The 23,221-nt window shown below is 59.0% G+C and carries 16 protein-coding genes; 14 read left to right on the top strand and 2 right to left on the bottom strand.

Annotation, left to right across the window (positions count from 1 at the left end):
• The first annotated feature begins 34 nt into the window (after positions 1-34).
• The 7 genes from ACUNV4_RS18875 (at position 35) to ACUNV4_RS18845 (ending at position 11,446) form a co-directional block, all read left to right on the top strand.
• The gene (locus tag ACUNV4_RS18875) at positions 35-625 is read left to right on the top strand and encodes a DUF6231 family protein (RefSeq protein WP_430880154.1); all 591 of its coding nucleotides are present in this window, start codon (positions 35-37) and stop codon (positions 623-625) included.
• A complete protein-coding gene (locus tag ACUNV4_RS18870) occupies positions 612-1,670 on the top strand; it encodes an isocitrate/isopropylmalate family dehydrogenase (protein ID WP_430880153.1) in 1,059 nt (352 codons plus the stop codon). Before ACUNV4_RS18875 ends, ACUNV4_RS18870 begins: the two co-directional genes overlap by 14 nt.
• A gap of 155 nt (positions 1,671-1,825) precedes the next feature.
• A complete protein-coding gene (locus ACUNV4_RS18865; protein ID WP_430880152.1) occupies positions 1,826-4,702 on the top strand; it encodes a 2-oxoglutarate dehydrogenase E1 component in 2,877 nt (958 codons plus the stop codon).
• A gap of 43 nt (positions 4,703-4,745) precedes the next feature.
• A complete protein-coding gene (odhB, locus tag ACUNV4_RS18860) occupies positions 4,746-5,999 on the top strand; it encodes a 2-oxoglutarate dehydrogenase complex dihydrolipoyllysine-residue succinyltransferase (RefSeq protein WP_430880151.1) in 1,254 nt (417 codons plus the stop codon).
• 426 nt (positions 6,000-6,425) lie between these two features.
• The gene (locus ACUNV4_RS18855; protein WP_430880150.1) at positions 6,426-8,237 is read left to right on the top strand and encodes a sialate O-acetylesterase; all 1,812 of its coding nucleotides are present in this window, start codon (positions 6,426-6,428) and stop codon (positions 8,235-8,237) included.
• Positions 8,238-8,419: 182 nt separating this feature from the next.
• On the top strand, positions 8,420-9,856 hold the full coding sequence (lpdA, locus tag ACUNV4_RS18850) for a dihydrolipoyl dehydrogenase (protein ID WP_430880149.1): 1,437 nt from the start codon (positions 8,420-8,422) through the stop codon (positions 9,854-9,856).
• Between the two features lie 411 nt (positions 9,857-10,267).
• Entirely contained in the window at positions 10,268-11,446 is a 1,179-nt protein-coding gene (locus ACUNV4_RS18845; RefSeq protein WP_430880148.1) for an MFS transporter, read from the top strand.
• Here the strand turns inward: ACUNV4_RS18845 and ACUNV4_RS18840 are convergent.
• Entirely contained in the window at positions 11,431-12,216 is a 786-nt protein-coding gene (locus tag ACUNV4_RS18840; protein ID WP_430880147.1) for a phosphatase PAP2 family protein, read from the bottom strand. The genes ACUNV4_RS18845 and ACUNV4_RS18840 overlap by 16 nt on opposite strands.
• A 67-nt stretch (positions 12,217-12,283) precedes the next feature.
• On the opposite strand from ACUNV4_RS18840, the gene ACUNV4_RS18835 reads away from it, so the two are divergent.
• Together ACUNV4_RS18835 and ACUNV4_RS18830 are read left to right on the top strand one after the other, a co-directional pair.
• Positions 12,284-13,909 (top strand): GMC family oxidoreductase, encoded by a 1,626-nt coding sequence (locus ACUNV4_RS18835; RefSeq protein ID WP_430880146.1) that lies wholly within the window; start codon positions 12,284-12,286, stop codon positions 13,907-13,909.
• A 66-nt stretch (positions 13,910-13,975) separates the two neighbouring features.
• Positions 13,976-15,073, top strand: a complete 1,098-nt coding sequence (locus ACUNV4_RS18830; RefSeq protein ID WP_430880145.1) for a phospholipase A — start codon at positions 13,976-13,978, stop codon at positions 15,071-15,073.
• Positions 15,074-15,306: 233 nt separating this feature from the next.
• On the opposite strand, the gene ACUNV4_RS18825 is transcribed toward ACUNV4_RS18830, so the two are convergent.
• Positions 15,307-16,332, bottom strand: coding sequence for a glycosyltransferase family 2 protein (locus ACUNV4_RS18825; protein ID WP_430880144.1), 1,026 nt, complete (start codon positions 16,330-16,332; stop codon positions 15,307-15,309).
• Positions 16,333-16,439: 107 nt separating this feature from the next.
• Here ACUNV4_RS18825 and gmk point away from each other — a divergent pair, with 107 nt between their 5' ends.
• From gmk to recG, 5 genes are all read left to right on the top strand, one after another.
• Positions 16,440-17,063 (top strand): guanylate kinase, encoded by a 624-nt coding sequence (gene gmk, locus ACUNV4_RS18820; protein WP_430880143.1) that lies wholly within the window; start codon positions 16,440-16,442, stop codon positions 17,061-17,063.
• 172 nt (positions 17,064-17,235) lie between these two features.
• On the top strand, positions 17,236-17,496 hold the full coding sequence (gene rpoZ, locus ACUNV4_RS18815; protein WP_430880142.1) for a DNA-directed RNA polymerase subunit omega: 261 nt from the start codon (positions 17,236-17,238) through the stop codon (positions 17,494-17,496).
• Between the two features lie 201 nt (positions 17,497-17,697).
• Entirely contained in the window at positions 17,698-20,118 is a 2,421-nt protein-coding gene (locus ACUNV4_RS18810) for a RelA/SpoT family protein (RefSeq protein ID WP_430880141.1), read from the top strand.
• A 334-nt stretch (positions 20,119-20,452) separates the two neighbouring features.
• On the top strand, positions 20,453-20,836 hold the full coding sequence (locus ACUNV4_RS18805; protein ID WP_430880140.1) for a RidA family protein: 384 nt from the start codon (positions 20,453-20,455) through the stop codon (positions 20,834-20,836).
• A 57-nt stretch (positions 20,837-20,893) separates the two neighbouring features.
• Entirely contained in the window at positions 20,894-23,005 is a 2,112-nt protein-coding gene (gene recG, locus ACUNV4_RS18800; protein WP_430880139.1) for an ATP-dependent DNA helicase RecG, read from the top strand.
• The last annotated feature ends 216 nt before the right edge of the window (positions 23,006-23,221 follow it).

The following is a 23,221-nucleotide window of genomic DNA, read 5'->3' as shown; positions in this document are numbered from 1 at the left end:
TTCAGCGCTTCAGCGACAGGATTCGGAGACAACGGTGAATAGAGCAGACAGCTCGTCGGACAACCCCGCAGCTCACCCGACAGAAGGACTTCCGGGGCAGTTGGCGCAGTATCTGCTCACTGCGGAGCCTGCCTGTCTGGTCGTGGTCGGGCAACCCCCTGTGACCCCCTGGTGGCAGGTACAGCCTGACGAGGCGGGGCCACGCGTCAGGACATTCGAGACTCTCGAGCAGTGTCTGGACTCGTTGCCGGAGGCCGCAGCAGACAGCAATGGGGAGACTGCCGGACACTGTATCGCAGTGATGGAGTTCGAAACTCACCCCGATCCTGCCGGCGAACACGATCTGGCCGCCGAACTGGGGCGGGCCGTGCGCCGATTCCCGGAAAGACTGATCATCAGTGTCGATACGAAAGAGCCGGATGATGCGGCTTTTTTCGCATTCGGGTTTCGCAAACTCCAGCTCGACGATCAGGGGTCGATACGTTTGTTCGAGTACTGTCTCAGCGAGTACAAGCAGGTGCCCGACTGGCTCAATGCCCGATACTGGGCCAATCCGGAACGTTTCGGGTTGACTGACGATCAGAATTCCTACGTGGAGGACGATGAGGACGATGAAGAAGAATGACATGGGACCCATCGAGATAACCGAACTGCTGGGCGACGGAATCGGGCCCGAGCTGGCGGAGTCGGTACACGCGGTGGCGGATGCCTTGCCTGTCGACTTCTTCTTTCATCAGGTGGACTGGTCACTGGGGAACCGCGAGGCTCGTGGTGAAGACGTGATCGATGAGGCAGAGGCCTCGATGCGTCTGACCAAGCTGGCGGTGAAGTATCCGACCGTGACCCGCAAGGTCAGTCCCAATGCCCTGATACGACGACGCTGCGATTTCAGCGTCATCTACCGTCCTGCCATTTCCATCAAGGGCATCCATTCCAATTTCAAGGAAGATGTCAATCTGCACATTGTCCGCATCGCTACCGGCGGTACCTATGACGATCCGGGGCAACTGATCGGCAAGGATGCGGCAGTCTCCCTGCGCATGGTGGAACGCCGGCCCTGCGAGCAGGCTGCCAAGTTTGCCTTCCAGCTGGCTCGCTCCAAGGGCATGACCTACGGCGACGGTCATTACTCCATGACCAGCTCCTCCAAGCACACCATCCAGCGGGTTACCGATGGACTGTTCGAATCGGTCGTGGCAAAGGTCCATGAGCAGTATCAGGACGTGGAACACAATGTCGAGCTGTTCGATGCCCTGCTGGCCAAGATCATCCTCAACCCGTCGGCGTTCGAGGTCGTGCTGGTGCTCAACGAGTATGGCGATTTCCTCTCCGACATGGCCTCAGGCCTGGTGGGCAGTCTCGGGACCGGTGCCAGTGGCAACTATTCCTTCGATGACAACAACGACGTGGATATCGCCATGTTCGACCCCGCCGGTGGCACGGCACCCGATATCGCCGGCAAGAACCTGGCGAACCCGGCAGCCGTTCTGCTCGCCTTCGGAATGCTGCTGGATCATGTCGATCGCTACGATCTGGGGCATGCCCTGCGCCTGAGTTTGCTGGGATGTATCGAAAATGGTCACAGCACACGCGATTTGGGCGGTAAACTCGACACCGACGAATTCACCAGGATTGTCATCGACAATATTCCGGCTCATCTGCCTGCCTGAGCACCACTGTCAATGACAATCGAAAAGCCAGATTCAACGCCTTGTTCCGCCCGAATCGTCCGGCCAGTATCACTGTCCAGCGGTTCCTCTTCTTGTAATTTGACCAGCCCCACGCCTTCGGACATTTGCATGTCGTCAAGGCCAGGACGCATTTCATGAGCGCATCACCCAAAACTTTCGACGACCATCTTTCCATGCAGGAGCTATGGGACAATTCCATGCTCGGCGGCGCCAACTCGCCCTGGCTGGAGCATCAGTACGAGCAGTACCTGAGTGACCCGAACTCCGTCGATGAAACCTGGCGCGATTTCTTTGCCAAGTTGCCGATGGTGGCGGAGAATGCGCGCGAAGTGGCGCACTCGGAAATCCGTGAGCAATTCCGGCAACTGGCGCGCAACGGCGGTGCCCGGGCCGGTGCCAGCGGCACGCTGGATGCCGCCAGCAGCACGGCGGAGCTCAAGCAGATCTATGTCACCCAGTTGATCAACGCCTATCGGGTGCGCGGTCACCAGTTGGCGAAGACCGATCCACTGGGTCAGCACACGGCGGCCATGGTGCGGGAAGTGCGCCTGCATGAAAACGGTCTGTCCGAGTCCGATCTGGACACCGTGTTTCAGACCCCCTCGCTGGAAGGTATCGATCAGGCACCACTGAAGGACATCATTGCGCACCTGGAAAAATGCTATTGCGGCTCGATCGGTTACGAATTCATGTACATCGATTACACGCCGCAGAAGGACTGGCTGCAGCAACGGATCGAGAGCGTGGCATCGGCGCCGACGCTGAACCCGGAAACCCGTGAGTGGATACTGCAGCGGGTCACGGCGGCCGAGAGCATGGAACGGCACCTGGGGTCACGCTATGTCGGCCAGAAGCGATTCTCGCTGGAAGGGGGCGAGAGTCTGATTGTCGTCATGAGTGAGCTGGTCAGGCGCGCCGGAGCGGCCGGAGTCAAGGACATCGTCATCGGCATGGCGCATCGTGGTCGACTCAATGTGCTGGTCAACATTCTCGGCAAGAATCCGGCCGAGCTGTTTCAGGAATTCGAAGGCAAGCATAATGAAAGCCTGTCCTCGGGTGACGTGAAATACCATCAGGGCTTCAGCTCCGACATCAAGACCTCGCATGGTCACATGCACCTGTCCCTGGCCTTCAATCCGTCCCATCTGGAAATCGTATCCCCGGTAGTCGAAGGATCGGTACGTTCGCGGCAGGATCGCTACGGCGACAAGAACGGCGACAAGGTCATACCGATTGCCATTCATGGTGATGCGGCCTTTGCCGGGCAGGGTGTGGTCATGGAAACCTTCAACATGGCTGACTCCCGCGGATTCTCCACCAAGGGAACCGTGCACATCATCGTCAACAACCAGATCGGCTTCACCACCAGCAACGTGGCCGATGCGCGTTCCACGCTGTATGCCACGGATGTGGCGAAAATGATCAATGCCCCGATCTTCCACGTCAATGGCGATGATCCGGAAGCGGTGTTCTTCGTCACTCAGCTGGCGCTGGATTTCCGCATGGCCTTCAAGAAGGATGTCGTCATCGACATGGTCTGCTACCGCCGCCATGGCCACAATGAAACCGATGAGCCCTCGGTCACGCAGCCCATCATGTACAAGTCCATCAAGTCACTGCCCACGACCCGCGCACTGTACGCCGGGCATCTGGCCGAGGCCGGTGTGGTCAGCGCGTCGGATGCCGATCGCATGGTCGAGGACTACCGCAAGGCGCTGGACGATGGCAAGAACGTGGCACCGGATGTGATCGAAGGCCTGAAGGAAGCGCCCGAGCTGGCGGTGGACTGGTCGATCTATCAGGAGAAGGACTGGCAGGTGCCCTACGATGCGAGTGTGCCACTGGCCACGCTGCAATCACTGGCCACCAGTCTGACGACTCTGCCCGATGGGCTGGTGTTGCATTCACGTGTCAAGAAGATCGTCGAGGATCGTCGCAAGATGACCGCCGGCGCCCTGCCGCTGGACTGGGGTTACGCAGAGACGATGGCCTATGCCACGTTGCTGGACTCTGGCTACTCGGTCCGACTGTCCGGCCAGGATTGTGGTCGAGGCACGTTTGCGCATCGGCACGCGGTATTGCACAATCAGGCTGCCATGGGTGCCTACGTTCCACTTCGCGAGCTGACCGACAAGGCCAATTTTCTGGTCATCGACTCTGTGCTGTCGGAAGAAGCCGTGCTCGGCTTCGAATACGGTTATGCCACGGCCGACCCCAATACCCTGGTCATCTGGGAGGCACAGTTCGGCGATTTCGCCAACGGTGCGCAGGTACTGATCGACCAGTTCATCAGCTCCGGAGAGACCAAATGGGGTCGGCTCTGTGGGCTGACTCTGCTGCTGCCTCATGGTTATGAAGGTCAGGGGCCCGAGCACTCTTCTGCGCGACTGGAACGTTTTCTGCAGTTGTGTGCCGAGGACAACATGCAGGTTCTGGTGCCCAGTACCCCTGCACAGTGCTATCACATGCTGCGGCGTCAGATGGTACGCAAGATGCGTCGTCCCATGATCGTCATGTCACCCAAGAGCCTGTTGCGACATCGCCTGGCCGTGTCGACGCTGGAAGATCTGGCCGATGGCACTTTCCTGCCGGTCATTCCGGAAATCGATGATCTGAAACCTGCCGGAGTCGATCGACTGGTGTTCTGCAGTGGCAAGGTGTATTACGATCTGCTGGAAGCACGCCGCGAAAAGGAAATCTCCAATGTCGCGCTGGTTCGCCTGGAGCAGCTCTATCCTTTCCCATACGATGCCATGACTGAAATCGTCAAGCAGTATCCGAAAGCAAAATCGATTGTCTGGTGTCAGGAAGAGCCTCGCAACCAGGGTGCCTGGCGATCCAATCGTCACCGTATCGAACGTGTACTACCCAAGTCCGTCAAGGAGGTGGAGTTCGCCGGTCGTGCGCCGTCGGCTTCACCAGCCAGTGGTTACATGAATCAACATCTGATTGAACAGAAACGACTGGTGGAAGAAGCGTTGGGCTTGATACCCAATAGTCAGTCTCACTAATCTACACTACCTAACTGAAACCGATGAAAAAGGGCCGTCATTCATGACTTCCGAGATCAAAGTGCCAACATTGCCTGAATCAATTGCCGATGCGTTGATTGTTACGTGGCACAAGAAGGAGGGCGATCCGGTTCGCCGCGATGAAGTGCTTGTCGATATCGAAACGGACAAGGTCGTCATGGAAGTGCCTGCTGCCGAAGATGGTGTGCTGGGCAAGATCATCGAAGACGAAGGCACTACGGTATCCGCCCATCAGGTCATCGGGTCCATCGAGGCAGCCTCCGCCGGTGGTGATGAAAAGCCGGCCAGCAGCGAAGCGCCTGCAGCGGCAGAACCTGCCGAAGAGCCGGCAGAGGCGGAAGATGGCAAGGTCGGTCAGACCAGTCCGGCGGTGCGCAAGGCGCTGGCCGAGCATGGTCTGCAGGCCGCTGATGTCAAGGGTACGGGCAAGAATGGTCGTCTGACCAAGGCCGATGTCGAAAAGCATGCGGCGGCTCAGTCCAAGGCGGCTCCAGCGCCTGCTGCTGCTCCAGCCGCCGCAGCGGCACCGGCGGCATCCTCGAGCAGCGCACCTCTGCCGATCGCTGCCGATGGCGAGCGAGTCGAAAAGCGAGTGCCGATGACGCGTCTGCGTGCTCGCATTGCCGAGCGTCTGCTGAGCGCCACGCAGACGACCGCGATGCTCACCACCTTCAACGAAGTGGATATGAGCGGCTTCATTGCTCTGCGGAATCAATACAAGGACAAGTTCGAGAAGTCACATGGCGTCAAGCTCGGCTTCATGTCGATCTTCCTCAAGGCCTCCACCGAGGCATTGAAGCGTTACCCCGATATCAATGCGTCCATCGATGGTGATGAGGTGGTCTACCACGGCTATTGCGACATCGGTGTGGCGGTCTCTTCCGATCGAGGTCTGGTCGTGCCGGTGCTGCGCAATACCGAGCATATGTCACTGGCAGATGTCGAAAAGACGATCGGTCACTATGCCGAGAAGGCCCGTGATGGCAAGTTGTCCATCGATGAAATGACTGGCGGCACCTTCACCGTGTCCAACGGTGGTGTATTCGGCTCCTTGCTGTCCACACCCATCCTGAACCCTCCGCAAAGTGCCATTCTTGGCATGCATGCAACGCAGGATCGTCCGATAGCGGTCAATGGTGAAGTCGTCATTCGACCAATGATGTATATCGCATTGAGCTACGATCATCGCATCGTCGATGGCAAGGGTGCGGTCGGTTTCCTGAAAACCATCAAGGAGTTGGTGGAAGATCCGGCACGGATCGTTTTCGACCTGTAACGGCACCATCTGGTCGAGATGATGGCGATTCTGCCGAGTCGCCATCATCCGGCAATCGCTGTTCGACAACTGTGTGAATGCCGATGGCAGGGGCATGCCGCGAATCGCTCATGACCTGCATTCGCATTGCCCGCACAGACAGCCCCTCCGGCCGGCTAGCCATAGGCATGGTTGCAATCAGAGCGGCAGATGGCCTAGATTCACAAGGAAGGAAAGTGTGACGGGTTTGTCAAAAGTCTGATCTGCCCGTGACATCGATAGTGATTTCCGAGGTTGACGAGGTCTGGACTGGCCTTGTTGTGTCGATCAGTGTTGTCATGAGTCTCCGTGCGATGGAACGGATTTCGGTGGTTCGTTAGCTGATGGTCCTGCCTGGCACGATTCTGCCTGCACATTGATCCCTCTCTCGAATTGAAGGATCTGATCATGCGGACCGCTCTGGTGGTATTTCCGGCTTTGCTCCTGGCTTGTCTTCTTCCCGTTGCAGCCCTGGCCGATGATGAACCACCCGGTCTGCCCGACAGCCTGAGCAGTGCCCGATATTCGGCCACCGCGGGCGAGATTTTCTGGACACCGGCAAGCGACAATGTCTTCGTGACGGGCTATCACGTGGTCCGCGATGGCGAATCCCTCGGAATCAGAGACGCCCGCAGCGTGTTCGAGCCCACGTTGATACCCGATCAGTCCTACACCTATCAGGTCAGTGCTGTCGACAGGGCAGGCAATGAAGGGCCGGCCATGCAAGTCGATATCTCCGCGCGTTCGGGTGTGGGGCTTGAGGGGCAACCCGCCGATGACGATGGCGGTGGGAGCACTGCCGGCACGGACGGGGGCAGCGATTCGGGAACAGGTGCCGGCAACGGGACTGATGGTGGCAGTGACGGAGCTACAGATGGAGGCACCGGCGGAGAGACCGATGGCAGTACCGATGGTGGGTCCGACACGTCCGGTGGTGACAGTGGTGGCAGCGACGACGATGACGGCCTGAAACTGTATCTCGATCGCAGTCGGGTCACTCTGGTCGAAGGTGACTCGCAGGGTGTCTCCATCGCGATCAAGCTCAATCGCATCAAGCGTGACAAGCGCCCGGTCAGCCTGTCATTGGAAACAAGCGACAGAGATCGTCTGGGGCTGCGACACACCTTCTCCCCTGCCGAGTTGTCACCACAGCAAACCGACTCGGTGTTGAATCTGCAACTGGACGTCACGGCTGCGCCGCTCTTGTTGCACGAGCGATTCTTCCAGATCGTGGCCGACGATGGTGTGTCCATCACCCGCATTGCGCTGATTGTCGACGTGACACCGACGGCAGCACCGGATGTCTATCTGCTGGTCGGGCAGAGCAATATGGAAGGGTATAGTGAAGAAGGCAGTCGGGAGCAGTACCCGGGTGGCAGAGACGAGAGAAACGAACGCATTCTGCAGCTCAATGTACAGCCCAACAACAGACGCCTGTTTCCGGATGATGCCTCGTTCTCCGACGAAAAGAGCAACATTCTCGAGCCGATGTTCGTACCGGCCGAGGACCCCCTGCACGAACCTCGTTACATCCAGGTCGATGGCAAGGGCGCTACCTTTGTCGGTCTGGGTCTGACCTTTGCCAAACAGGCTCTGCGCATGACCACCGCGGATATCTATCTTGTTCCGTCGGCGTGGGGAGCGACCGGTTTCTGTGCCAATGCCAACGGTAATCTGGCCTGGAATGCGGCTCCCACCAGCGAGACGTTTCTCGGCGGCAGCTTGCTGACCAATCGTGCGCTGACGCGGTTGAACATGACGTTGCGGGAAAGTGGCGGTGTGTTACGCGGCATCCTCTGGCACCAGGGAGGTGCGGACTCGAACAATCCGGATTGCGCCAGAACCTATGCGCAGAACCTGCAGACCCTGGTTCATCGGCTGAGACGAGAGGCCAGGCAGGATGCGCGTGGACCGGCTGCTCGCGGTAATGGCGCGGAAATTCCGCTGATCGTGGCCACGCAAAGCAAGGGTGATGATGAACGAGGGAATTTCTCCATCTACAACCCCAGCAAGCAGCTGGTGGATGCGGCTCATCGAACCGTCAGTGATTACATACCGCATTCGACGTTTGTCAATAATGACGATCTCGTGCCGCCACAGTATCCATGTGGACAGGTTTCCTGCGTGCATTTCGGCGCTGCGGCGTTGCGGGAGCAGGGTCGCCGCTTTCATGCCGCCCTGAAGGGGCTGTGGAGCGCGCTGGATACCTATCATTATTGATTCCGAATACAAGGGCGGGTCGATCTCGGGCAGGGTGTCAGCGGCTTCAGCCGGGTCTTTTGCCTGCCGATGTCTGCCTGGCCCTTGTCTCCATGGCGTCGAGTTCATAGCTTGTGCGCTAGAAATGACTCCTGCGCGATATACTGTGGAGTCTGTTACTCAACCAAAACCCAGGATTCACCATGGCCGATGTCTATGATGTAGTTGTGATTGGTGGTGGCCCCGCCGGTTACGTAGCTGCCATTCGCGCAGCACAGCTGGGGCTGAAGACAGCTTGCGTCGAAAAATGGATCAACAAGCAGGACAAGCCGGCATTGGGCGGCACCTGTCTGAACGTTGGCTGCATTCCTTCCAAGGCACTGCTGGAAAGCACCGAGCTGTACGAGACCGCTCGTCACAACTTCTTTGATCTTGGTATCAATGTCGGCGAGGTTTCGCTCGATGTGCCCAAGATGATTTCCCGCAAGGATCAGATCGTCAAGGATCTGACAGGCGGTGTAGCCATGTTGTTCAAGCACAATGGTATCGATTGGCTGCAGGGCGAAGGTCAACTTCTGGCAGACAAGCAGGTTCAAGTCACCGATCAGAAAGGCAAGAAGACCACGGTTCAAGCCGGCAACGTCATTCTGGCAACCGGTTCCGTACCAATCGAACTGTCAGCCACGCCGCTGGATGGCGACATCGTGGTGGATTCTGCCGGCGCCCTGGACTGGGAAGACGTTCCGTCCAGCGTCTGTGTCATCGGTGCCGGTGTCATCGGTCTGGAGCTGGGCAGTGTATGGCGCCGCATGGGATCCGAAGTGGTCCTGCTCGAGGCGCAGGATACCTTTCTGCCGATGGTCGATGGTGCCGTGGCAAAAGAGGCCAAGCGCGCCTTCGAAAAGCAGGGTCTCGAGATTCTCCTGAGCACTCGTGTCATGGGAAGCGAAGTCAAGAAAGGCAAGGTTGTCGTCAGCTATCAGGACAGTGAAGGCGATCATGAGAAGACTTTCGACAAGCTGATCGTGGCCGTTGGCCGACGGGCCTATACCGACAATGTCTGTGCCTCCGAAGCCGATGTGCAACTGGATGAGCGCGGTCTGATTCACGTCAATGAATACTGTGAAACCAATGTGCCGGGCGTCTACGCCATCGGTGATGTCGTACGCGGACCGATGCTGGCTCACAAGGGCTCGGAAGAGGGCGTCATGGTTGCGGAACGCATTGCCGGTGAACACGCTTCGGTCAATTACGACGTCATGCCGAATGTCATTTACACGCACCCGGAAGTGGCCTGGGTTGGCAAGACCGAGGAGCAGATCAAGAGCGAAGGCATCGACTATCAGGTTGGCAGCTTTCCCTTTGCCGCCAGTGGTCGTGCCAAGGCCAAGGGTGATACCACCGGTCTGGTCAAGATCATTCGTGACAAGAGCAACGACCGCGTACTGGGCGCACACCTGATCGGTCCCAGCGCGTCCGAGCTGCTCGGACAATCGGTGCTGGCCATGGAATTCGATGCAACCGTCGAAGACATCGCCCACACCATCCACGCCCACCCCACCTTGTCCGAGGCCATGCACGAAGCCGCCCTCAGCGCCGACGGCCGCGCCATCCACATCGGCAACCGCAAGCGCAAATAACCCGGGTCGGACCACCCCAAGTCCCTGATTTATAACCCGGGTCGGACCACCCCAAGTCCCTGATTTACAAGACTTGGCTCCTCCGATTCGCATGCCTCGTTGAGCTAAACCGCCCTTTTTGATATCAGAAAGGGCGGTTTAGTCGTTCTTGCGGAATGGCTACGGCTTGAAAACCCGAACACCCGGGTCGGACCACGACAAGCTCCTGATTCCACAGTCTTTTCACCTCCAGCTTGCATGTTCCTGTGAGCTAAACAGCTCTTTTCACTGTCAGAAAGGGCGATTCAGTCATCTCGCACTACCATGACCGCTCCGTTTTCAGGCGCAGTGAGTGTGTGTTTGCGGATCATTGGTAGCGCCCAGCGGCTGGTCACTGGGCATCGAATGGAGAACTTGACAGAGGTGTGTGGAATGAAAGGACGGTCGATCATTCTGTTGGTCCTGGCCGAGGTGGCGGCGATGACACTGTGGTTCGTGTCGTCGGCAACGCTGGCTGATCAGCAGTCGGAAATACAGGCTGGTGCCTTCAAGACGGCCCTGCTGGTGTCCGGTGTTCCAGCAGGTTTTGTCGCCGGAGCCCTGTATGTCGCGATGACCGGTATCGCCGATCGATTCGACCCGCGTCGTGTCTTCGCCGTGGCCGCACTGCTGGCTGCCGTGGCCAATGCTGCAATGCTGCTGGTGCCTCCCGGCAGTACACCCGCCATACTCTTGCGCATATTCACCGGCTTCTGCCTGGCAGGTGTCTATCCGGTCGGCATGAAGATCATGGTGGGCTGGGGCAAGGAGGATCGTGGCTGGCTGGTTGGACTACTGGTTGGTGGGCTGACGCTGGGATCTGCCGCCCCCCATCTGCTGTCCTGGCTGGGCGGTTCCAATTGGCAACTGACCACACTGGCGGCATCGTGTCTGTCAGTGCTGGCTTCCTTGCTGGTTCTGCAGACCCGGCTCGGTCCCTATCACACGACTCAGGCCCGGTTCGATGCACGACAGATCACGCTCGCCTGGACTGACATTCGCCTGCGGCGCGCCTTTCTCGGCTATCTGGGTCATGTGTGGGAGCTCTATGCCATGTGGGGCTGGGTGGCACCTGCCGCCGCTGCGTCCTATGCGCTGCGCATGAGTCCCGAGCAGGCGCTTGAATGGTCGAAACTGACAGCGTTCGTTGCCATCGGATCCGGTGCGTTGCTGTGCCCGTTTGCCGGGCGCTTTGCCGATCGTCTGGGCAAGGCTGAACTGACGATTCTGGCCATGGGCTGTAGTTGTCTGGCCGCCTTGCTGGCAGCGGTGGTCTTCGGTGGTCCGGCCCTGCTGGTCGCCGCCGTTTTCATTTTCTGGGGTCTGGCCATCATTCCTGACTCGGCACAGTTCTCTGCACTGGTGGCAGACTTTGCGCCACCGGAGGCCACGGGCAGTCTGATGTCCCTGCAGACCGCTTTGGGCTTTGCACTGACGATCGTGACGGTGCAGTTGACCCCGCTGATTGCCGAGAGCGTCGGCTGGCCCTTGCTGTTCTGCTTTCTGGCGCTCGGACCATTTGCCGGTATTCTGGGTATGTGGAAACTGCGGCGCGGCTATCGGTCGGCATGAAGTTCGATACTCGCATGGCGTGATGCGATCGAATACAGCGTAGCCTGGCCAGGGTAGTTGCCGAGTACGTGAATGGCAGTGATGGCGCTGCAGAAGGCCAGCAGTCTTGCAAAAGTCGGCAGGCGCAGCACCGGTGCGGTGTGAAGCTGCCATGCAAAGGCGGTAAGCAGGCCATAACCCAGAGCCATGCCGGCTATGACATCACTTGGCCAGTGTACGTGCAGATACACACGCGAAATGGCGACAGCCGATGCCATCACGAAGCCAGCGGCATGAATCAGGCAGCGCTGGCGAGGTCGACGGCCGTAGGCCAGTATCAGGGCCACCAATCCCCAGGTTACGGCAGCCGTACAGGCATGACCACTGGGGAAGCTGAAGCTGTCGAGTGTGATGCTCGGTACATCGGGTCGTGCACGAGCCAGAATCGACTTGATCAGGGACACACTGAGCATCGCACTGAGACCGACGCACAGCAGATGTAACGCCAGCCACCAGCGACGCAGACAAAGCAGCCCGGCGATCACGGTCGCGACCATCCATAGCGCCAGCGACAGATCACCGAGCATGGTCAGTACCACCATGAGCCGATCGGTGCCGTCGCTGCGCAGCCCCTGCACGACGGCCGCCAGGCTGGCATCCCATTGTGCAAGTCCGGGTACGTTGACAACGCTCAGTAGCAGGCTTGCAAACAGACCAAGGGCCAGGATAACCGCAAGCAGATAACGCTTCAGGATATCGACAGACTGAAACTGGATGGAAGGCGCGGGCATGGGCTTGGGCGCGGCGGCTGGCGCTTGGCTGCTATCAGGGTGCCGCCTCATTGTATATCATCGCTGCATGAACTCCCCTGACAGGCAATTCGACTACATCATCGTGGGGGCCGGGTCGGCAGGTTCGGTGCTTGCCAATCGTCTTAGCGAATCCGGGCGGCACTCTGTGCTCGTACTGGAAGCCGGGGGAAGCGATCGGCGTTTGTATGTGCAGCTGCCGATCGGTTACGGCAAGACCTACTACGATGAGCGGGTCAACTGGAAGTATCTGACGGAACCTGTTGCACAGCTGGATGAACGAGTCAGCTACTGGCCACGTGGCCGGGTGCTCGGTGGTTCCAGTTCCATCAATGCCATGGTGTACGTGCGTGGCCATGCCAATGATTTCCGGGAATGGGAGGAGGCAGCTCCCGGCTGGGGCTGGCGTGATGTGGAGCCGCTGTTTCGTCGCATGGAGCACTGGCGCGGCAAGCCCGACGAGCGGCGCGGCAGCAATGGTCCGCTGACCGTGACCGATATCTCGGCCCTGGCACACCCCTTGTGCGAGCGTTATCTGCAGGCCGCGCAGGAAATCGGCCTGCCGAGTGTCGATGATTACAATGCGGGTGAGATGGAAGGGGCAGCGCTCTACCAGATCACCACGGACCATGGATGGCGTGTCTCCGCTGCCAGAGCGTATCTGCGACCAGCGATGCAGCGTGCCAATCTGATCGTGCAGACGCACTCTCTGGTCAGGCAGATACTGTTTAGCGGCAGCGGGGCAAGCGGAGTCGAATACCTGCACGAGGGGGTCGTCAGGCGGGCGCTGGCGAGGGCGGAAGTGGTTCTGTGTGCCGGTGCCGTCAACTCACCGCAGCTGATGCAGCTCTCGGGTCTGGGGCCGCGGGATACCCTGCAGGCAGCCGGTGTCAGTGTGCGTCAGGACATGCCGGCGGTAGGTCGACACCTGAGTGATCATCTCGGCGCCGATATCGTCTGTCGTTCCACGGTTCCCACCTTGAACCAGTCGCTGGGGCCATGGCATGGAAAGTTGCGCGCAGCATTGCAGTTTCTGGCAGCTGGCAAGGGGCCGCTGTCGCTGAGTTTGAACCAGGCGGGCGGATTCGTGCGCAGTTCAGAAGCGCTCAAGGGGCCGGATTTGCAATTGTATTTCTCTCCGGTGAGTTACACACGAGCGCCTCCCGGTACACGTCCATTGATCAGCCCCGATCCGTTTCCGGGATTTCTGCTCGGTTTCAATCCCTGCAAGCCGACGAGCACCGGTTCTATCGATATCGTCAATGCCGATGCTCACTGTGCGCCGCGCATTCAGCCGAACTATCTGGCTACCGAACACGATCGCGAACTGATGCTCGAGGGCATGCATCTGATGCGCAGACTGTGCGACACCAGGGCGCTGGCATCGATCATCGAGCAGGAGGTCTATCCTGGCAGATCCGTACACAGCGACGAGCAGCTGATGGCGTTCATTCGAGCCAATGCCTGGACGGTCTTTCATCCTGCCTGTACTTGTCGGATGGGGAAAGGCATTGATTCCTCCGTGGTGGATCACAAGCTGCGTGTTCATGGCATCGGCAGACTGCGGATTGCCGATGCATCGATTTTTCCAACCATTCCCACGGGCAATACCAACGCCACGGCCATCATGGTCGGTGAGCGCGCCGCTGACTTGTTACTCGCGGATGCGCCATGAAGCGCGTATACACGTTACCCTTCGAGCCATTGCCCGCTGCCTGACCCCTGCCCCGTGATTTCGAACATGTCCCTGTATCGTCCTTTCTTTCGGTTTATTCTGCTCTGTGCGGCCTGTCTGGTACTCACAGGTTGTGCCAGCATCGAGCGAGCGCAGGACCGATCAGCCGATCTGCCCGATGCGGCCGATTCGAAACGCAGCCTTCCCGGCAATGGTGTGGAGAGTGATGGCAATGCGAAATCGAACGAAACGGATGAAGGTCCGGAGGTCGGTACAGAGCGTGCCGCCGCCCCCGATATCGATCTGTCGTCCGATCGCAGCAGCGCCTTGCAGGATGATGGCAGGACCGGCGGTGCGGTTTCCGAACGCGTCAAGGAAGAGCGAGCTGATGCCTTCAACCCCTATGTGCTGACCGCGCACAAGCACAATTTCATTCTGCCGGTGAGCTATACCACCGGTATCAATGAAGCCATCTATCGAGAAAACGATGTTCCTCTGCGAGAGGGTCTGCAACCGGCCGAGGTGAAGTTCCAGATCAGTCTGAAGAGTCAGCTGAACGAGGCTGACCTGTTTCTGAAGGACGATTCCCTGTCATTGGGAATCACACTGGAAGCCTGGTGGCAACTGTATTCCAGTGATCTGTCCAGTCCTTTTCGCGAAACGAATTACCAGCCCGAGATTTTCTATCTGGTGCCCTTGCTGTGGGGGCCATTCGGTGGCAACACCGCCGTCGTGTTCGGTCTGGAGCATCAATCCAATGGTCAGGTGCAGGGATTGTCCCGTAGCTGGAATCGCCTGTATACCACGCTGATCTACGAGCGCGGACCGTTGGTGGCCAGTATCAGGCCCTGGTACCGATTGCCGGAAAAATCCAAGGAGACTCCGGACGATCCGGAAGGCGATGACAACCCGGACATTCTCGATTTCATGGGGCACGGTGAAATGGGCGTGTCATGGCGCGACAGCAAGAACGAATATGCCATTCGCGTACGCGGCAATACATCGACCGGCAAGGGAGCCGTGACGATCGGCTGGACTTTTCCGTTCTTTGCCAAGTTTCGTGGCTTTGTACAGTTCTTCAGCGGCTATGGTGATTCCCTGATCGATTACGATCACTATCAGCAGCGACTGGGCGTGGGTGTCGCACTGACCAACCTGTTCTGATCAGACCGCTCACGTCAGTCAGGCTGTGGACCACGGACCACGGACCACGGACCACGGACCACATACTACTGACGGCGAACGGCGAACGGCGAACGGCGAACCGCTGACAGATGGCAAAGCGCAAACTCAGAAGCCAGAAGCCAGAAGCCAGAAGCCAGAAGCCAGAAGCCAGAAGCCAGAAGCCAGATGCCAGATGCAGGTCGAAAGTTGAAAGTTGAAAGTCCTCAGACAGTTCAACTGCCGAGTACGAATTCATGACCACTGCGCCATTGCTGCTTGCCGAAATAATCCAGTAGGGCGGCACGCGCCACGGGACCTGCCACGGCGCCGATGACCAAGGCATCACAACGGCGCTCTGGCAGTTGCTCGTAGCTGATGACCGGTTTGCCACGTTTCGATCGCTGGGGGCCGTGTCGGTGCAGATCCACGAAGCCCTCAACGCTGGCGCCTTCCCGGGTGAGAGCGTCATGCCATTGGCGAGCATTGCGCCCGGTGCCGCATAGCCAGACAGACCGTCCGTTGGCGAGCCCCAGACCGCTGCGTGCATCGCAGGCCGCTTGCGCTCGACAAGCGGCGAATGCGTCGCGACGATAGCGCGAGTCGGCATACGTCAGCCGCTCCGGATGTTCCTGCCAGTCCAGTAGCACCGCATCGGGTTTGCCAACCCGGACTCCCGCCAGGGTGGCCCGCAGGACAAGATCGTAGTCTTCCGGACCGTCGAAGTCTCGATAGGGTCCGATGCGTTGCCAGATATCCCGGTGTGCCATCAGGGTCGGATGTGGCAAAGGGCATTCGATGAAGCGGGCGGCCAGAATATCGGCATGGCTGGTCAGCGCATTGAGCCACTGTGCATATTCCCGGTTGCCGCGAGCGATGGTGTCCGTGTTGCCTGCAGAGTCGACGAAACGAATACGACCACCGCACAGTTGGGTTCCTGTCGGTCCCTGCAGATGTGTCAATTGCGCAGCCAGTCGATCGGGATAGGCGATATCGTCATCATCCATGCGGGCCAGATAGTGTCCACGCGCCTCTGCCAGGCCGGTATTCAGGGCGCCGACAATGCCGGCCCGGCGTCGTGGCACGATCCGGATGCGCGGATCTCGAGGTAGCTGGTCTGACAGTTGCCCGATCTCCTGCTGACCGATCAGCAACAGCTCGAATGATTTCATTGACTGAGCCAGGATGCTGGCGATGGCGGCGTCAGTGGAGGGCCGCCACTGGCGCACCGGCATGAGGATGGAAACCTCGGGTCTCAACATGAACTGGCGAGATCGATGTCGATGGGTTCGCGCCGTGCCATGTCTGCCTCTCCTGATTCGTTGTTATGCCGTTATAGTAAGCATGATAGTCATCAGGCAACGGCGTCATGCAATCGAACCCGGCACAAATGTTCATCGTCTCGGCCCCCTCCGGGGCTGGCAAGACCAGTCTGGTAAGGCGAGCCATCAATGAATTGAAGGATTTGACAGTAGCGGTGTCGCACACCACCCGTCCACAGCGACCTGCCGAGGAGGAGGGAGTCGACTACCACTTTGTCGATCGCGAGACTTTCAGGAACATGATCGATTCGGATCAGTTTCTGGAGTATGCCGAGGTGTTCGGCAATTACTACGGAACCAGCATGAGTTCGGTCAATGACGATCTGGCAGCCGGGCAGGACGTCATTCTGGAAATCGACTGGCAGGGCGCTGCCCAGGTGCGGCAGAAGTTCTCCGAGGTGATTTCCATCTTCATTCTGCCGCCATCACGCAACACACTGATCGAACGGTTACGCGGAAGAGGGCAGGATAGCGTTGAAGTCATCGAGCGGCGCACTACCGAGGCAGTACTGGAAATGCGCCAATACCATCGCGCCGATTATCTGATCATCAATGATGATTTCGATGAAGCTCTGTGCGAGCTGAAATCCGTGGTAATCAGTCACCGAGTCCTCAAATCCAGGCAAGCGCATCGACACGCCGGCCTCATTACAAGCCTGACGCACGATTGAAACACTCCTTGCAGGTATGCCTGTCCGTCACAACACCTGTTATTGTGGCTGAATCGATGGCAAAACAGCCGGACAAGTCTGTTTCAGATTGCAAATTGCTGATCCATGGTCTGGCGTTTGCGTACAGAAGACTCTAGACTAGAATGTTCAGCTATTTGCAGGATTAGCCTTCATGGCACGAGTTACCGTAGAAGACAGCCTGGCGCAGGTCAACAACCGTTTCGATCTCATTCTGATCGCGTCCAAGCGTGCACGTAACATCTCCATGGGTGCCGAACCCATGGTACCCGATGACAACGACAAACCTACCGTCATCGCGCTGCGTGAGATCGCGGATGGACTGGTTGGCGAAGATATCCTTCAGGAAGCTCCTCCTCCGGCAGCACCTGTCGAACCAGTAATCTATGACAAAGATCTGCGCGAAGATTTCTGAGTGCTGTCCAGAGTTGCTCTGGACAGACTCGGCCGTAGTCTCTGCACTGCTCACAATCGAGCGGTGTAGTTCTCCTTTTCGTGTTTCCGGAGTCGGTTACCACTAGTGGCCGGCGGAGATATCCCCAAGTCCGGCGTCTTGCCTCCCGGTCCTGCGGGTCATCTCCACAGTGATCCATCCGATGGACCATCCAGTCGCCCGATGAGCGGGCCAGTGATCAGCCGAGTGGCCGATCACCGCGACGACCGTGGCAGTGCCTCGGCCCTGTCTCCCTCCCCTCATCACACGACTGCACCGGTATCGGCCATGGGCACCACTCCGAGCGATGTTTCCGCCGCCATCAAGACTGGCAAACCACCCAAACGGGCATCCGCCAGAGCGCGCGCAGACAGTTTCGGTACCGATGACGACCCTCGAACCGGGGACTCCTTCGGCGCGCCCGTAGCCATCGATGCGGCGCTCGACAGCAACGCATCAGCCAGCGATGGAAAGCTCGAAGGGCGAGCCTATGCGGCGCTGGTCGAACAGATGAGCAGTCGCTACAGCACCGAGCAGATTGCCGAGGTGTCGCGCGCCTACATTCTGGCGCGTGATGCGCACAGTGAGCAGAAACGCAGTTCGGGTGAACCCTATATCGTTCACCCCATCGCGGTGGCCGGCATCGTTTTCGAGATGCAACTGGATCACCACGCTGTCATGGCGGCCCTGATGCACGACGTCCTGGAAGACACTCCCGTGAGCCGGGAGACGCTGGTCAAGGCGTTCGGCGAAGAGGTCACCCACATCGTGGATGGCGTCAGCAAGTTGAACCATCTCAAGTTTCGCTCGAAGAAAGAGGCGCAGGCTGAGAGCTTTCGCAAGATGCTGCTGGCCATGGTGACCGACATCCGGGTCATTCTCATCAAGCTGGCTGACCGCTTGCACAACATGCGCACCATCGGTGCCCTGCGACCGGACAAGCGACGGCGTATCGGCAAGGAAACCCTGGAGGTCTATGCGCCCATCGCCACTCGGCTCGGCATGTTCACGATCAAGACCGAACTCGAAGATCTGGGGTTTCGGGCGCGTTATCCGGCTCGCAGTCGGGTACTGGAGGCAACGGTTGCACAGTCACACCGCAATCGCGAACAGCTGATTGGTCGGGTGGCGGACCGGATCACGGCGACATTGAGCGAAAAGGGGGTGGAAGCCACGGTCACCGGCCGGGAAAAGCATCTGTACAGCCTCTATAACAAGATGTTGAAGAAGCAGCTGCCCTTTCAGCGAGTCTTCGACATTCTCGCCTTGCGAGTCGTGGTGGATACGCGCGAAGAGTGTTACCAGGCTCTGGGGCTGATTCACCAGATGTATGCACCGATCTTTTCGCGCTTCAAGGATTACATCGCGGTGCCCAAGCAGAATGGCTATCAGTCACTGCATACCGTGTTGAACCATGGGTCCGACGGCACCCCCATCGAGGTGCAGATTCGCACACATGAGATGGATGCAACTGCCGAGTCAGGCATTGCTGCGCACTGGGCCTACAAGAATGAGGAGAGTTCGGCGTCCGCGGCAAGTGAAACACCCGATTGGCTATCCCGGCTGGTGGATATGCAGGACAGCTCCTCGGATACCGTGGAGTTCGTTGAGAACGTCAAGGTCGACCTGTATCCGGGCGAGATCTATGTCTTCACGCCCAAGGGCAAGATCATCCAGTTGCCGCGCAATGCCACACCGGTGGACTTCGCCTATGCCGTGCATTCGGAAGTGGGCAACAAATGCGTATCCGCCAAGATCGACCGCCGGTTGGCATCACTCAGTACGCCGCTGGAGAGCGGTCAGACGGTCGAGATTCTGACCGGTCCCAGGGTGGCTCCGAGCCCCATGTGGTTGAATTCTGTCATGACCGCCAAGGCCAGAGCGGCCATTCGCCAGCATCTGCGGGCGCTGGACAAGACGGAAGCTGTCGAGTTCGGGCAACGGCTGCTGCGTCGTGCACTGACTCGCCACGACCGCTCTCTGGAGACAGTACCGGACAAGGCCATGCAGGCTCTGCTGTCCGAGCGACGCATGAACACAGAGGAAGACCTGTTTGCGGACATCGGTCTGGGGCTGCATCTGCCCAGTCAGATTGCTTCCCGGCTGATACAGCTCGAGGCTGGAAACGGCGATGAGTCACCACAACTGGCCGCCATGGAGCCTGCTCCGCTGCTGGTCGATTCCGCCAACAGCCCGACCCTCTACATGTCCCGCTGCTGCCATCCCATACCGGGCGATAGCGTGCAGGGTTTCTTCACCCCGGGCAAGGGCGTGGCGGTGCATCGCACCAGTTGCCGCAATGTCCGGCGATTCCGGCGACGTCCCAAGGAGTGGGTGGCGGTCGACTGGGCACCCGAGATCAAGGGCAGCTTCGAGGTGGTGATTCTGGGGCACCTGGTCAATCAGCCCGGTGCGCTGGCGAGAGTGACCTCCACGATGTCGCTGATGAACGTCAACATCGAACATCTGGAGTTCGACAGCCGTAGCGAGGATGATGTCAGCATCCGTTTTGCGCTGTCCGTCGAGAGCCGTGTACAGCTGGCGCGCATCGTTCGAAGATTGCGAAATCTGACGGTTGTCCGTAGCGTCAAACGCGATAACTGACGGCACACGGCACACGGCACACGGCACACGGCACACGGCACACGGCACACGGCACACGCCACACGGCACACGGCACACGCCACACGGCACACGGCACACGGCACACGCCACACGCCACACGCCACACGCCACACGCCACACGCCACACGCCACACGCCACACGCCACACGCGGGCTGGGCGGGGTCGAATTGCCCCGGGGGGAAGCTGCCTGAGAGTGCGTCTACACGGCAAGCAGCCCGCAAGCGCTGAGCGCATTCACGCTGAATCGTCCTGATGGATCCAGGACAAGGCGATATACTCCGAAGCCACATTCATCCGAAGCAGAACTGACCCATGGCACGCGAAATCTTCAGTACCGACAAGGCTCCCAGTGCAATCGGTGCCTACTCCCAGGCGGTACGAGCCGGTGATACGGTCTATCTGTCCGGTGCAATTCCATTGGTCCCGGAAACCATGGAGCTGGTCAGCAGCGATGTACGCGCACAGGTCGTACAGGTATTCGACAATCTCGAAGCAGTCTGCAAGGCAGCCGGTGGTTCCTTCGAGCAGGTCATCAAGCTGAATGTCTATCTCACCGATCTGGCGAATTTCCCGCTGGTCAATGAAGTCATGGCCGAGCGTTTCAGCGAGCCCTATCCGGCACGGGCGGCCATCGGTGTTGCTGCCCTGCCACGTGATGTGGCGGTTGAAGTCGAAGGCGTGATGTACCTGGGTTGATTCGCTCAGCAGTTGTCAGGACTGTACCTGCGCTGACAGCCGGATAGCTGCGCTGCCGTGGTGAACAGGACAGAAGCGGCGGACGAGCCTCTGGAGAGCATGCCGGTGCTGGCCCTGAAGGGGGTGGGCGAGGCCATGGCAGAGAAGCTTGCGACACTGGGTATTCGTACCCTGCAGGATGTCCTGTTTCATCTGCCGTTTCGGTATCAGGACCGTACGCGTCTGTCGAAGATCGGCACATTGACGCCCGGTACCGAGGCGGTCATCAATGCCGAGGTGATGATCAGTGACGTGGTCATTCGCCAGCGACGCTCACTGATGGTCAGGCTCAATGATGGCACCGGTGCCATCATGCTGCGCTTCTTTCACTTCAGCCAGAAGCAGGTCAGTCAGTTCGAACGCGGTGCGCGCGTACAGTGTTTCGGTGAAGTCAGGCGCGGGCCGGGCATGCTCGAGATGGTGCATCCCGAATACCGGGTTCTGCGATCCGATGCCACGGACGAATCGGCCCTGGACAACACACTCACCCCGTTCTATCACGTCACGGAAGGTGTGCAGCAGGCAACCCTGAGAAAGCTGACCGACCAGGCTCTGGCGTTGCTCGAACGTCGAGATCTGCGTGATTACCTGCCGTTGGCACTGACGGCCGATACCGGACTGCCCGATCTGACCAGTGCCTTGCGCATCGTGCATCGTCCACCGCCTGGCAGCGATGTCAACGCACTGATCGAGGGGTTGCACCCGGCTCATCGGAGGCTGGCTCTGGAGGAGTTGATTGCGCATCGGTTGGGCTTGCGATTGCTGCGAGTCGATGCCCAGGCAAAACAGGCACCGATCATCCGTCCCGCGGGTCAGCTGCCAGGCAGTTTGCGCAGTTCTCTGCCCTTTCGGCTGACCTACGCCCAGGACAGAGTGTTGCTCGATATCCTGAATGACATGGGTAGCGGTGAACCCATGTTGCGCCTGGTGCAGGGCGATGTCGGTTCGGGCAAGACGGTCGTGGCCGCACTGGCAGCGGCGCAAGTGGTCGAATGCGGACACCAGGTGGCGATGATGGCGCCCACGGAGATTCTGGCAGAGCAGCACATGATCAATTTCTCGGCGTGGTTCGAGCCGCTGGGAATCGATGTAGCCTGGCTGACCGGCAAGCTGCGTGCCGCGCAGCGACGCGCGACCATCGAAGCCGTTGCCATGGGTCAGAAGCAGATCGTGGTGGGCACGCATGCCCTGTTTCAGAAGGATGTGGAGTTCCTTGATCTGGGACTGGCCATCATCGATGAGCAACACCGTTTCGGTGTGCATCAGCGCATGGCGCTGCGTAACAAGGGGGCACGGGAAGACATGCAGCCGCATCAGTTGATCATGACGGCCACACCGATTCCCCGCACCCTGGCCATGACGGCCTATGCCGACCTTGAAGTGTCTGTCATCGATGAGCTGCCACCCGGCCGCAAACCGGTCACCACCGTGGCGCTGGACAATGTGCGGCGCGCCGATGTGGTGGAGCGAGTGGGGGCTGCGATCGACGAAGGGCGACAGGTCTATTGGGTCTGTACCCTGATAGAGGAGTCGGAGTCGCTGCAGGCGGAGGCCGCCGAGGATACGCAGGAAACCCTGCAGCAACTGCTACCCCGCCACCGCATTGCCCTCGTTCACGGCCGCATGAAGCCGCGGGAAAAGGAGACGGTCATGAATGCATTCAAGGAACGTCAGATCGATCTGCTGATTGCCACCACGGTCATCGAGGTTGGTGTGGATGTACCGAATGCCTCATTGATGATCATCGAGAATGCCGAACGACTGGGTCTGTCGCAGTTGCATCAGCTGCGCGGCAGGGTAGGCCGCGGCAGTGCTCAGAGCAGTTGTGTCCTGCTGTATCAGAGCCCGCTGTCGAACAATGCCCGGGAGCGACTGGATATCATGCGCGAGACCAATGACGGCTTCGTGATCGCGGAAAAGGACCTGTCCTTGCGCGGAGCGGGTGAGGTGCTGGGTACTCGTCAGACCGGGCTGGCTGAATTTCGCATCGCGCAACTGGGCCGGGATGACGATCTTCTCGATGATGTCAGCCTGATGGCGGACCGTCTTCTGGTCTCGTATGCAGAGTCGGTCCAGGGGTTGATACGGCGCTGGATTGGCGAGGAAAAGAAGGACTACGGAGGGGTTTGACGTAGAATGATCTGTAACGGTCGGTCATGAAAGTTGATTGGGCTTTCGCCTGCCGTGTATACGGTTACCTAACTTTACTGTTACATTTTTGCCCCTGTTGTGTGGTTTTTTGTGCAAGTCCATGGTCTCATTGATCGAGCGGAATGTCGTCAAGTCTTGATCAGGCGCTTGTCCATGGATGGCTTCGGTTCGTTCTGTCTGCTTCAGCCCGACCCA

The organism is Granulosicoccus sp. 3-233 (assembly GCF_052681095.1).
The sequence above is the reverse complement of the archived record's forward strand: the minus strand, read 5'-3'. Positions and strand labels throughout refer to the sequence as shown.